General features: G+C 34.6%; 11 protein-coding genes. 9 read left to right on the top strand and 2 right to left on the bottom strand.

The window, feature by feature from the left end:
* The first annotated feature begins 38 nt into the window (after nt 1–38).
* A complete protein-coding gene (gene ilvC, locus B11cv2_RS03815; protein WP_100693388.1) occupies nt 39–1,037 on the top strand; it encodes a ketol-acid reductoisomerase in 999 nt (332 codons plus the stop codon).
* Between the two features lie 75 nt (nt 1,038–1,112).
* Here ilvC and B11cv2_RS03810 read toward each other — a convergent pair whose 3' ends face one another.
* Nucleotides 1,113–2,501, bottom strand: a complete 1,389-nt coding sequence (locus B11cv2_RS03810; protein ID WP_100693387.1) for an amino acid permease — start codon at nt 2,499–2,501, stop codon at nt 1,113–1,115.
* A 1,879-nt stretch (nt 2,502–4,380) separates the two neighbouring features.
* The gene (locus B11cv2_RS03805) at nt 4,381–6,270 is read right to left on the bottom strand and encodes a peptidyl-prolyl cis-trans isomerase (RefSeq protein WP_100693386.1); all 1,890 of its coding nucleotides are present in this window, start codon (nt 6,268–6,270) and stop codon (nt 4,381–4,383) included.
* Between the two features lie 153 nt (nt 6,271–6,423).
* Here B11cv2_RS03805 and tpiA point away from each other — a divergent pair, with 153 nt between their 5' ends.
* The 8 genes from tpiA (at nt 6,424) to pdhA (ending at nt 13,839) form a co-directional block, all read left to right on the top strand.
* Nucleotides 6,424–7,188, top strand: a complete 765-nt coding sequence (gene tpiA / locus B11cv2_RS03800) for a triose-phosphate isomerase (protein ID WP_100693385.1) — start codon at nt 6,424–6,426, stop codon at nt 7,186–7,188.
* 80 nt (nt 7,189–7,268) lie between these two features.
* Nucleotides 7,269–7,709: a preprotein translocase subunit SecG gene (gene secG / locus B11cv2_RS03795; protein ID WP_100693384.1), complete on the top strand. Its 441-nt coding sequence runs from the start codon at nt 7,269–7,271 to the stop codon at nt 7,707–7,709.
* Nucleotides 7,710–7,851: 142 nt separating this feature from the next.
* On the top strand, nt 7,852–9,480 hold the full coding sequence (locus B11cv2_RS03790; RefSeq protein ID WP_100693383.1) for a CTP synthase: 1,629 nt from the start codon (nt 7,852–7,854) through the stop codon (nt 9,478–9,480).
* Nucleotides 9,481–9,515: 35 nt separating this feature from the next.
* Entirely contained in the window at nt 9,516–10,358 is an 843-nt protein-coding gene (gene kdsA, locus B11cv2_RS03785) for a 3-deoxy-8-phosphooctulonate synthase (protein WP_100693382.1), read from the top strand.
* 75 nt (nt 10,359–10,433) lie between these two features.
* Entirely contained in the window at nt 10,434–11,702 is a 1,269-nt protein-coding gene (gene eno / locus B11cv2_RS03780; protein ID WP_100693381.1) for a phosphopyruvate hydratase, read from the top strand.
* A 111-nt stretch (nt 11,703–11,813) separates the two neighbouring features.
* Nucleotides 11,814–12,218, top strand: coding sequence for a TM2 domain-containing protein (locus B11cv2_RS03775; RefSeq protein ID WP_100693380.1), 405 nt, complete (start codon nt 11,814–11,816; stop codon nt 12,216–12,218).
* 127 nt (nt 12,219–12,345) lie between these two features.
* Nucleotides 12,346–12,687: a septum formation initiator family protein gene (locus tag B11cv2_RS03770; protein WP_100693379.1), complete on the top strand. Its 342-nt coding sequence runs from the start codon at nt 12,346–12,348 to the stop codon at nt 12,685–12,687.
* A gap of 111 nt (nt 12,688–12,798) precedes the next feature.
* A complete protein-coding gene (gene pdhA / locus B11cv2_RS03765; protein ID WP_100693378.1) occupies nt 12,799–13,839 on the top strand; it encodes a pyruvate dehydrogenase (acetyl-transferring) E1 component subunit alpha in 1,041 nt (346 codons plus the stop codon).
* The last annotated feature ends 11 nt before the right edge of the window (nt 13,840–13,850 follow it).

Below are 13,850 nucleotides of genomic sequence, written 5' to 3'. Positions count from 1 at the left end.
GAAGTTCAATTTAAATATGTCTATGGGAAAGTATTATTATGCATGTTTATTATGATAGTGATGCAGACGTTAATTTAATTAAAGAAAAGAAAGTGGCTATTATTGGTTACGGTTCTCAAGGACGTGCGCATGCATTAAATCTTAAAGATTCTGGTGTTAAAGATATAAAAATTGCTTTGCTATTAGAATCAGAAACAGTCAAAAAAGCTGAAACAGATGGTTTTGAGGTTGTAAATGTTGTTGATGCAGCAAAATGGGCAGACTTCATTATGATGGCAGTACCTGATGAATTACAAGCCGATATTTATAAAGATTCTATTCGTGATTATTTGCGTGATGGAGCAGTAATTGCTTTTGCTCATGGCTTGAGTATTCATTTTGGCTTAATTGAAGTCAAAAAAACAGTTGATGTCGTGATGATTGCACCCAAAGGGCCAGGATACAAAGTACGTAGTGCATATCAACGTTGTGGTGGCGTGCCTTGTTTAATCGCAGTTGAACAGGATAATTCAGGGCACGCTCATGATATAGCATTGTCGTATGCTTGTAATATTGGTGGTGGACGTGCTGGTGTGATTGAAACAACATTTAGAGAAGAATGTGAAGCAGATTTATTCGGAGAACAAGTCGTGCTTTGTGGTGGACTTGTCGAGCTTATTCGTGCGGGCTTTGAAACACTTACAGAAGCAGGTTATGCACCAGAAATAGCCTATTTTGAGTGTTTACATGAAGTTAAATTAATTGTGGATCTTCTTTATGAAGGTGGTATCGCAAATATGAATCGTTCAATTTCTAATACAGCTGAGTGGGGCGAGTATGTATCTGGCCCCCGTTTAATTACTAGTAAAACTAAGGCTGAAATGAAGCGTATTTTGAAAGATATTCAGACAGGTAAATTTGCATCAGATTGGATACAAGAATGTAAAGCGGGTTCTGCACGTTTTAAAAGTATGCGGCGTTTAAATGACATCCATCCTATTGAAGAAGTTGGTAAAAAAATTCGCGCTATGATACCATCGATTAAAGAGTGCAACTAAATTTTATATTGAACTAATAAAAATTGATGAACTATCTCTAAAAGAGCAATCTTTGATATATTTTTATATGAAAATTTATTCTTTGTTTTTTCTGAAAATAAAATACATGCTTTCTAAGAAAATAAACCACAGTGGAGTGTACTTTAGAGCTATTAAAGTATCAGATTCTAATGTTAGTAAAAAGAGAATAAATATAAAAAAAGCTAAAACAAACCAACACATTAAAATCCCTCCTGGCATTTTATACGTAGAAGTAATGTGTTGCATAGGGTAATCACGGCGATAAATAATATAGCTGATTAAAATTATAGACCATACAAATATAAATAAAATAGCTGCAATGGTAGTAATAATTGTAAAAGCACTTATAGTCGTTGGAGATAATGACAAAAGTATATAGCTTAACAAAACACATAAACAAGAGAAGAATAATGCATTGGCTGGAACATAATTTTTAGAAAGTTTTCCTAAAAAACTAGGTGCTCCTCGTTTAGTCGCAAGGCCATATATCATCCTGCTCGTAGAAAAAATGCCGCTATTTGCTGAAGATGCTGCTGACATGAGAACAATGAAATTAACTAATCCAGCAGCAGTTGGAATACCAGCTAGCAAAAACATTTCTACAAATGGGCTTTTATCTGAAGCAACTTGATTCCAAGGGGTAACTGACATAATCACAATGAGAGAGAAAATATAAAAGAGTATGATACGAATAGGGATTGAATTGATTGCTTTTGGTAAAACTTTTCCTGGTTCTTTGACTTCAGCTGCAATTGTTCCAGCAAGTTCAATACCAACGAAGGAAAAAATACTAATTTGAAATCCAGCAAAGAAGCCTCCAAGACCTCGAGGAAAAATATCTCCATCATTCCATACATTACGGAGAGAAGAAAGAGTACCATGTGGGGAGATAAAGCCAATAAAGATCATATAAAATCCAATAAAAATTAATGCTAAAATTGCTAAAATTTTGATCAGGCCAAACCAAAATTCAAGTTCACCAAATAATTTTACCGCGACGAGATTAAATATTAAAAAGAAAACAATACAGATGAGAACAGGAATCCATGGATTGAGTTCAGACCACCAAAATTGTGCATAACTGCCTATTGCAATAATATCTGCTGTTCCAGTTACTATCCAACATAACCAATAAGTCCAGCCAATAAAAAATCCAACTTTTGGTCCTAGAAGATGAGCTGAAAAATCAATAAAAGACCGATATTGTTGTGTATTTGAGAGAAGCAATTCTCCCATAGCACGCATTACAAAATAAAGGATGCAACCAATAATAGCATAAACTAATATGATTGAAGGGCCTGCAATACTAATTGTCTTCCCTGATCCCATGAATAGACCGGTTCCAATAGCACCACCAATGGCAATGAGTTGTACATGACGATTGTCTAATCCGCGTTGTAATTTCCTTTGATGATTTTCAGCTAAATTTTGTTTATAGTCCATTTTTATGAAGACCTCCTTATTATTAAGGTTCAATTACGCTAATAAAAAAGGCAATTACTCGTATAGAAGCATGATATGAGTGAACCGAAAAACATTTTGGATGATTTTAGATAACTTATAGATTGAAAAAATTAAGCGAGTTGATAAAGATTTGATTGTTGTGTTGAGACGAGTAACAATAAAAACTCTTAGATATAAGACTTTAACTACTCTTTGGAAATTGATATCGTTTTTTTGCTGGGGTAATGCATAAATGCTATTCTCATTTATATAGGAAAAACTATTTTCATGCTTATCAATGTATTTTAATATCTGTTCGGTTGTAGGGGCTTTTTGATTATATCAATCATTTTTTCTAACATTGATTGCAAATACCTTCATTTTCATTATATTTACTATACTCGAAATTCAAAATGGTATCAATATTATATGTTTATATTAGTGCCATTATTTTATCTTTATACAATCAAAATTTTAAAGAAATCAATAAAATACTTTTTGTTCTTATTAGTTGGTCCTTTAGGCAGGAATAAGGTTTCTTAAGTAAAATAGCAGATGTAAATGAATCAGTTGAAGGCTAAGAGACATACATTAGTTATAATTTTCTTTTTTACAAATTGAAGTAACCAAGGCTAATTGTAGTACTGATTTCGTTTACTATGTTTGTTAGGATAGGGATATTAAATGTTATGATAGACTAAAAGATGAAACTTGTACATATCGAGAAAGTTTTTTAGATCGGCTATTAAAGGTAAGTAAAGCCAATATAGTTTTAAAATGGATAATATAGTTGTGGGAGGAAAATAATATTAATTATTACTAATGATTTAGATCAAGAAAAAGTTATTCTGAAGAGAAAGAGTTTAGATTTATCAGCTATTTTAATAGGCCTTGAAACTAAGAGGTACTAATTAATATGCAGGGATAAATAATCGGAGAAATTTCTCCTAAATCAAAAGTTAGAGTTGTTATCCCACAAGTTTCAGGTCTATCTTCTTTTACTTAATGCTTTCTTTCTATAAGAATTTATAAATATAAGCAATCAGTACAACTAGTTGATTTGAGCGGATCATTAGGTATAGCTACTGGTTGTTTGCAATATAACTAGGCTTTATATGAGTGCATTTATAGCTTATAATCTATATTCAAGATGATATTTTGTGCAAGCTCAAGTAAAAATAGCAACACTAAGAGGAAAAGCATCTGAATGCTTTTTTGAATAGGGGGATAAGTTTCAGTAACAAGTTATCTTTTTATTGAGGCATAATTTCGGATACTTATCAATGTCTCAAGTTTAGAAAAGCTCATAATGTTAATTATTTTGTTAGAGAGACGTGATTAATAATAGCGCATGATTGGTAGTTATTTAGCAAAATTATGATCATTCCTGAAAAAGAGCATGTTGTTTCCTTTGATAGTAAATTTCATTTTACCTATAGTTATAGATGCAAAGAAGATCTGCATTATTTTTCAACTGGATATATTCAGTTTAGCTATAAAATTTGCTTTAAGAATTGATACTTAATTTTTTGATATAATAGTAATTTTTTATGATCTTCTATTTAAAATAAGCTTTTTAAAGTAAGATTTTCCCGACTAATTTTTTAGTTGAAATATACTATATAGTTCTAATTCATTTATCAGGAAGTGATTCAAGAAAATTAAAAAGGTTAAATCATACTAGAAGTTACAATAGTTATAATATCTTTTTCTTAATTAGCAGTTATTACTCTGTATATTCAGCAATTATTTATCACAAGGATAATGAAGGTTTCATTGAACATGTTTCATATATATTAATAGTTTATGATAAATATACTCATTGGGTTAGGTAATGTGTATTTTTATTTAGACAAGAAAAAATTATAATTTTAGTACTTTATTGAAAATTATTGAAAATCCGAGTGTAATTGGAATTATTAATTTCTATAGGATATTCTTTGTTTGCAACCTGTAACATTTCTAATTTTAAATCTTCTCTTATCATCTTATCTATATTAGTACGTATATCAGGTGAAAGAGTATGAGCTGTAATATTTTTAGGTATGATTGATGCCGTTATTTTATAAACAATACGATTTGCTGCATTTACGCTTTTTACTACGCCGTAATGATCTTTGGTACCATAAAAAAGTGCTTTAACTCCTTCAACGCCGAAAATTTGTGATCGGTTTTGACGCTGGAGAGCTGGAGTTGTTTGTTTTATGATACCAAGCTCAGTTGCAAGAGCGTCAAGACTTTTTCCTTTAGCGAGTTGCTTGAGGATGTTTTGAGCTTTTTCATCAAGAAGACGTTGGATTTCTTCTTCTTTCCATTGAAAAATGGCGTTTTGTTTTACTTCTGAAAGTGTTCTATCACGGGCAGGGATAATTGTATCGACTTGATACCAGAGATATCCTCCTTCTGGAAGAGAAAGGGGATCCATATCAATACCTTCACGTGATTGATAAATAGCATTTAATAAAACCTCTTTTTCAGGTAGGTCTGTGAGTGTGATTCCTTCAGTTGTTTTTCCTGTTTTATCAATAGTAATTTTGCGGTGAGGCAATTTATACTGTTTTGCTAGCTCTTTAAGAGAAGCACCTTCAAAACGAGCATTTTCAATTTCTGTATACTTATTGCGCAGATGAGTTACAGCATAGTTTTTGGCAAGCGTTTGGCGAATATCGTTTTCTACCTTTTGAAGGGGAATTTGAGTTGAGGGTGTAATATGTGCAACGCGAATAATGACAGGACCTTGCAGATCATTAATGACAGCACTAATTTCTCCTTTTTTGAGTTCAAAAATCTCAGATGCTAAATGATTAGGAAGCTCATTTTCTTCTAGAGGCCCCCTCGTTATATCACTGAGGTTTTTTTTCTCTTCTTTAACTAAAGCATCAAAATTTAAGCCCTCTGCTATTTTTTTTGCTGCATTATCAGCGGCTTCACGTGTAGAAAAACGGAGTTCTTCAATTATACGTTTTTCAGGAGTAATAAAACGTGAGGCATTTTGAGTATAATAAGTCTGTATTTCATTTACTGATATGTTTTGTGGTTTTAAAAATTCTTCTGATGTTATAGAGAATAAAGAGACAGTACGATATTCTGGAGCACGAAATTTATTCTTGTGAGTATCAAACCATTTTTCTAATATCTCTGGATTAGGATCAGCAATTTTTTTCTCTTTTTTTAGGTCTATAACAAGATAATCAGCGATACGTTTTTCTTCGTGATAAGTAGCAAGTGCTTTATAGAAAATATCGGGCGCTCTCATACCAGCTAACGAAGCTGAAATAAGCTGATTACGTTTTTCTTTTTTTGTATAGTATTTTAAGAAATTATTTTCGTTAGTCTGTAATTGTTGAAGATAGTTGAGAAATAAATCGCGATTAAAAACTCTATTATGCTGAAAAATATCATCATTACCAATGATACGGGCTATCATGTCTTTTGAAAGATTAATTTTCATTTTACGCGCTTGTTCATCAAAAAGCACATCCTGTTGCAATTGATTGAGAACAAAAAAGGGAATTTTATATTTCTGTATTTCATCTGGTGTAAACATTCGTCCAAGATGAGAAGTAAGGGCTAAACGTAAACTTTGGTCAGCAAGTGCGAGATGATAAGTATCAACAGTTATTGTGGATTTTCCGGAAGTAAGAAGCTCATTTTTATTCGTTGTATGTAATTGCGGTACACCCCATAGAAGGATAAAGCACAAAAGCAAAGTGCTAAGAAAAATCTTGGCAACCCAAGAATTTACAGAGTTTCTCATGGTTTTAAGCATTATTCAATTAATCCTATAATTGGGTATATTGATTATCAGCAATGATAGAATTTGCAATAAAGATGAAGAAGATGCAAGCTTAAAGACTTGCTTTCGTTGTATAATTTGATACTTAAAGCAAAAAAATATTAAGATAGCCTTTGAGGTGAAAATATGGCTTCAGATCTTCGACCTTTGGTTGCTGGAAATTGGAAAATGAATGGAACAGGCGAATCTCTTGGAGAACTGCGCGCTATTGCTGCTGGTGTTAGCTCTGATTTAGGTCGTTTGTTTGAAGCACTTATTTGTATTCCAGCCACACTTTTGTCACGTGCTTCTGAAATATTACATGATGAAAAGCTTCTTTTAGGAGGGCAAAACTGCCATTTTAACAGCAATGGCCCTTATACCGGAGATGTTTCGGCATTTATGCTTAAAGAGGCCGGAGCGAGTTATGTTATTATTGGACATTCAGAACGTCGTATAGCTTATCATGAAAATGATGCTATTGTTTGTGCTAAAGTGAAAGCTGCATGGCGAGAAGATCTTGTTCCTCTTGTTTGTATTGGTGAGACGTTGGAGGAGCGTGAAGGTGGTAAGGTATTTGATGTCCTCATACAGCAACTTGAGGATTCTTTGCCAGATGATTCAACAGGAAAGAATATAGTTATTGCTTATGAGCCGGTATGGGCTATAGGCACAGGAAAAATTCCTGCTTTGACAGATGTTGAGAAGATCCACAGTTTTATTCGTGAGAAGATTAGTTTTCGCTTTGGTGATGAGGGGTGTAAAATACGCCTGCTTTATGGTGGATCAGTAACGCCATCTAATGCATTTGAGCTTTTGAGTATTCCCCATGTTAATGGTGCTTTGATCGGTGGAGCAAGCCTAAAAGCAGTTGATTTTTTAAATATTTGTGATGTTTATCGTAGATTATAAGGAGAAAATCATAATTACCTCTTGGATTATACTTAATTTGTGTGTAGGTAGTTGTGAGTAATTATTAAAGAGCAGAATTTATGCAAACAGTACTCATTGTTATTCATTTTTTGGTTGTTATTGCTTTGATTGGTGTTGTGTTACTCCAGCCTTCGGAAGGTGGTGGGTTTGGAGGTGGCGGCTCAAGCTTTATGAGTGCGCGTGGTACCAAAAATGCATTGACGCGTTTGACAACTATTTTAGCAGCTTGTTTTTTCATGATATCAATTGGGCTTATTGTGGTTGGAAACTTATCAAATTCTGGTTCTGATATTCTCAATCGTATTCCAGTTAATGCAGGACAAAATTCAACAAAAGAGAATGCATCAGGGAGCACGCCTTCAGTTGAGGGTGAAGCTCAGCCTTCTATTATTGATCAATTGGGCGGTGGTCCTGAATCTTCTCAACAACAAAATGGCTTAGCTATACCTGAAAATGAAGATCCACTTCCTCCACCAGTAGGTAATCCGGTTTCTAAATAATAAACCTAAGTAGTTTTATGTAAAGTTGGTATAGATTATTATGAAATATGATTTTTCTATGTTTCTGTTTTGTGAAAGAAAGGTTATTTTTTTTCATTTTTTACTGGAAAAATCATCATGAATTATTTATTATCATAATCCCATGGCACGTTATATTTTTATTACTGGTGGTGTGGTTTCTTCTCTTGGAAAAGGCATTGCAGCAGCAGCTTTAGCTGCATTACTTCGGGCTCGTGGTTATCACGTACGGATCCGAAAGCTTGATCCTTATTTAAATGTTGATCCAGGAACAATGTCGCCTTACCAACATGGTGAAGTATTTGTCACTGATGATGGTACAGAAGCAGATCTTGATCTTGGCCATTATGAGCGTTTTACTGGGTGTTCTACGAATAACCAAGATAATATTACGACGGGACGTATTTATCGCAATATCATTGAACGAGAACGGCGTGGTGATTATTTGGGAGCAACTGTTCAGGTTATTCCGCATGTTACAGATGAAATTAAGACATTTATTACTACGGGGAATGAAGAGTTTGATTTTATCTTGTGTGAAATAGGTGGAACCGTTGGTGATATTGAAGCTATGCCTTTTCTTGAAGCAATTCGTCAGTTGCATAATGAATTGCCAAAGCAAAGTGCTATTTATATGCATCTTACATTAATGCCCTATATTTCTTCAGCAGGAGAACTAAAGACAAAGCCGACACAACACTCTGTTAAAGAGCTGCGAGCAATTGGTATTGTTCCTGATATTCTTTTAGTACGTACAGATCGATCTATTCCAGAGGCAGAACGGCGCAAGTTATCGCTTTTTTGTAATGTTCGTCCAAGTGCAGTTATTCAGGCATTAGATGTTCCAACGATTTATGATGTGCCTATAGCATATCATAAAGAAGGCTTAGATTTGCAAGTTCTTTCTGCTTTTGGAATTGATTGTGCTCCTGAACCGAACATGGATTGTTGGAAAGATATTACATATCGGATTCATCATCCTGAAGGAGAAGTTACGATTGCAATTGTTGGAAAATATACTGGTTTGAAAGATGCTTATAAATCTCTAATCGAAGCGATTGTGCACGGTGGGGTAGCAAATAAAGTAAAGGTTAATATTGAGTGGATTGAAGCAGAACTTTTTGAGGAAGTAGATCCTACTTCTTATTTAAAAAAGGTTCATGGGATTTTAGTTCCTGGAGCTTTTGGCGCACGTGGTGCAGAAGGTAAAATCGAAGCGATTCGATTTGCAAGAGAAAATAAGATTCCCTTTTTAGGTATTTGTTTGGGTATGCAATTAGCTTGTATTGAGGTTGCACGCAATGTTGCAAATATTAAAAATGCTTCATCAAGTGAATTTTGCAAAACAAATGACACAATTGTTGGTTTGATGACTGAATGGTTTAAAGGGGATGTTTTTGAAAAGCGCACTGAATTTGGAAATCTTGGTGGCACAATGCGTCTTGGTTCTTTTGTGGCTGAATTAAAAAAAGGTAGCCATATATCGGAAATTTATGGTACTACAAAGATTTATGAGCGGCATCGTCACCGTTATGAGGTGAATATTCATTATAAAGATAGGCTAGAACAATGTGGATTAATTTTTTCTGGTATGTCATCAGATGGTATGTTGCCAGAAACAGTAGAATATATAGATCATCCATGGTTTATCGGTGTTCAATATCATCCAGAATTAAAGTCGCGTCCATTTGATCCTCATCCACTTTTTTCTTCTTTTATTAAAGCTACTGTAAAGCAAAGTAAGTTAGGATAGTTTATAAGTTTATTTGCTTACTTTCGAGGAATAAAATGCTTAAATCAAACATTACTGTTAAAGTTGGAAATGTTGTTTTTTCGAATGAAGCACCACTTTCTTTAATTGCAGGTCCTTGTCAGATGGAGAGTCGAGATCATGCTTTTGAAATGGCAGGGCGGATTAAAACAATTGCTGATCAGTTTGGTATTGGCTTTGTTTATAAATCTAGTTACGATAAAGCCAATAGAACATCCTTAAATGCGACACGTGGTATTGGTCTTGAGAAAGCAATCGCTATTTTTTCTGATCTTAAGAAGGAATTTGGATGTCCAGTTTTGACTGACGTGCATACAGAAGAGCAGTGTATGGCCATTGCTTCAGTTGTAGATGTTTTGCAAATACCAGCTTTTTTATGTCGTCAAACAGATCTTTTAGTTGCAGCAGCTAGAACAGGACGTATCATTAATATTAAAAAGGGACAATTTTTAGCTCCTTGGGATATGAGAAATGTCTTAGAGAAGGTGACAAAAAGCGGCAATCCTAACGTTATGCTTTGTGAGCGAGGTACTTCATTTGGTTATAATCGTTTAGTTTCTGATATGCGTTCATTACCAATTATGCGTTCATTCGGTGCTCCTGTTATTTTTGATGCTACGCATTCTGTGCAGGAGCCAGGTGGTCAAGGGAATTCATCTGGTGGACAACGTGAGTTTGTTGAAGTATTAGCACGTGCTGCTGTTTCTATTGGAGTTGCTGGTATTTTTTTGGAAACACATCAAGATCCCGATAATGCACCGTCTGATGGTTTGAATATGATCAAAATTGATAATTTATACAGATTACTTGAAATTTTGATAGATTTTGATCGTTTAGCAAAAAAACAAATTCAATATTGAGTATAGGAAGTATTTTAGCACTATGTTGTTTGTGGATAAAATTAATAAGGATTTTTGCTGGATGAGGGATTTCGTATGACTATAATTACAGGTATTATTGGGCGTGAAGTTCTTGATAGTCGCGGTAATCCCACTGTAGAAGTTGATGTTCATTTAGAAGATGGAGCTTTTGGTCGTGCTATTGTTCCTTCGGGCGCATCGAAAGGTGCGCATGAAGCTGTAGAACTTCGTGATGGTGGTTTGCGTTATCAAGGTAAAGGTGTTGAAAGCGCTGTTGCTGCAGTTAATGGTGAAATTTTTGAGGTTCTTATCGGAAAAGATGCAAGAAACCAAAGAGAAATTGATCAAACAATGATTGATTTGGATGGAACACCTAATAAATCTCGTCTTGGTGCTAATGCTATTCTTGGTGTTTCATTGGCAGTTGCAAAAGCTGCGGCAGAATCATTAAACTTACCCTTGTATCGTTATATTGGTGGTACGCAAGCGCATGTTCTTCCTACTCCAATGATGAATATTATGAACGGGGGTGTTCATGCTGATAATCCGATCGATTTTCAAGAGTTTATGATTATTCCAATCGGGGCTCCTACATTGAAGGAAGCAGTTCGTTATGGTGCTGAAATTTTTCATACGTTAAAAAAACATTTGCAAAGTGCGGGCTATAATACCAATGTTGGTGATGAGGGTGGCTTCGCACCTAATCTTAGGGATGCTAGTCAAGTAATTGATTTTATTTTAGATTCTATAATATCGTGTGGATATAAACCAGGTGAAGAAATTGCTATTGGTTTAGATTGTGCTTCAACAGAGTTTTATAAAGATGGTTCATATTTTTACGAAGGTGAGAATAAGTATCGTAATACACAAGAACAGATAAAATATTTGACTCAACTTGTTGATACTTATCCTATTATTACAATTGAAGATGGGATGGCTGAAGATGACTGGGAGGGATGGAAGTTACTAACTGGTTCGATTGGTAAAAAATGTCAGTTGGTTGGTGATGATCTGTTTGTCACAAATTCAGCACGTTTACGCAATGGTATAAAAATGGGTGCAGCGAATTCTATTCTTATTAAAGTGAATCAGATTGGGACCTTAAGTGAAACTCTTGATGCTATAGAAATAGCCCATAAAGCAGGTTATCGTGCTGTTATTTCTCATCGTTCAGGTGAGACAGAAGATTCTCTGATTGCGGATCTTGCGGTTGCGACTAACTGTGGACAAATTAAGACGGGCTCATTGGCACGTTCGGATAGATTAGCGAAATATAATCAACTTATTCGTATTGAAGAAATGTTAGGAAAACAGGCTCGTTATGCAGGTAATTTTTATCATTAATGGTTTTTAGCAGAAAGATGGAAAACATTGTATTTTAAATATAATTTACAATGACAAACTTAAGCATTTATAGACAGCATTTTAATATACTGAGTTTTTTGAGAGGTAAGAGTGAGAGGTATAGTTATTAGCCAAGATCAGGGTATTTATCTTGTATCAGGTGATGATGGCAAGCGTTATCAATTTGCGACTTGGGATTGGTTAGGAAAAAGTTCACCACAAATTGGTGATTATCTTGATTTTGTATGTGAAGATGGGGTTGCTAAGTCTGTATTTCCGATTTTAAAAAAAGAAACAAAACAATTAAAATTGATGCTTGCACTTATTTGTTGGTTTACTGGTATGTTTGGTATTCACCGTTTTATAGTTGGTAAAATTGGGACTGGTATTGTAATGCTTATTCTTTCTTTATCAGTTGTAGGATTAGTCGTTACTACGGTTTGGGCAATTATTGATTTTATCTTTATTTTATCGGGAAACTTTACTGATAAAAACGGGAATAAAATTACGTATTAGCAGGTCTTTATTGTGCTAAGATAGTTTAAAGAATGGTAATAAACTACTTGTGTATGATTGTTTTGGTAATGAGGTGTTAATTAAAATAATGCATAGTTAAAATAAATCTTAAAAAAGACTGTGCTGTATGTGGACAAAACAAAAACAGAGATCAATAAAGGCGCGCTTTATATTACCGCTAATAACAGTGGGGGTGTTAGGTTATTTTAGTTATCATATTTATCATGGGAAATATGGACTTTATTCACGTAGCAAGATTAATCAACATATTATTGAGTTGAAAGAGGAACTTCATCAAGTAAAAGCTGAGCGGATATCTATTGAAAAGCGTATTTCTCTTTTACGTGATGGGCATATTGAGAAGGATATGCTCGATGAGCATGTCCGGAAAAATTTAAACTTTTCCAAGCCGAATGAGCTAACAATTTTAATTTCTCCTTCTGATCTGAATGAAATAGAAATTAATTAAGCTAAAGAGATATTTTAAACAATTACTATAGTATAGTTTGAACTGATTTATAATACTTGTAACTTTTATTCGTAGAGGTTATTTCTAATAATCATTGAAGGGAGTTTAAGTATGGCAGGACGGGCTAAAAAAAGTTCTATGTCGACAATGTATGCTGGATCACCAGATACTACTAAAACGGCACAGATAGCTAATTTCACCAAAGAAGAAGAAATTGATGCTTATCGTGAAATGCTTTTGATTCGGCGTTTTGAGGAAAAAGCAGGACAATTATATGGTATGGGCTTGATTGGTGGCTTTTGTCACCTTTATATCGGACAAGAAGCTGTTATTACTGGTACATTAAAAGCAACAAAAGTAGGTGATCAAATTATTACATCTTATCGTGATCATGGTCATATGTTAGCAGCTGGTATGAGTCCACGTGGTGTGATGGCAGAATTAACGGGGCGTCAGGGCGGCTTTTCCAAAGGAAAAGGTGGCTCGATGCATATGTTTTCTAAGGAAAAAAATTTTTATGGGGGGCATGGTATTGTTGGTGCGCAGGTTCCAATTGGCTCAGGTCTTGCATTTTCGAATCAGTATCTTGGTAAAGATAATGTGACATTAGTTTATTTTGGTGATGGGGCTGCAAATCAAGGACAGGTTTATGAGAGTTTTAACATGGCTGCGCTTTGGAAACTTCCTGTTGTTTATATTATTGAGAATAATCAGTATGCTATGGGGACATCGGTTTCACGTGCATCTGCAGAAACTAATTTTTCTCGCCGAGGTCTTTCTTTTGATATTCCAGGCATTGCTGTTGATGGTATGGATGTTCGTGCAGTGAAAAAAGCTGCTGACGAAGCAATTGTTTGGGCACGTTCTGGTAAAGGACCAATGATTCTTGATATGCAAACATATCGCTATCGTGGTCATTCTATGTCTGATCCAGCGAAATATCGATCAAAAGAAGAGGTAGAGAAAGTAAAATCTGAGCACGATCCGATTAGTCAAGTAAAAAGTCGGTTGATTAAACAAGGTTGGGCAAGTGAGGATGATTTAAAATTTATTGATAACGAAGTCCGTGCAATTGTAGCGGATGCAGCGGATTTTGCACAAAATGACCTAGAGCCAGATTCTTCTGAGCTCTATACTGATATTATAGTTTAAAGCAGGGGAAG

This window comes from Bartonella sp. 1-1C, assembly GCF_002810325.1.
In the GTDB taxonomy this organism is placed as follows: Bacteria; Pseudomonadota; Alphaproteobacteria; order Rhizobiales; family Rhizobiaceae; genus Bartonella; species Bartonella rochalimae.
The sequence above is the reverse complement of the archived record's forward strand: the minus strand, read 5'-3'. Positions and strand labels throughout refer to the sequence as shown.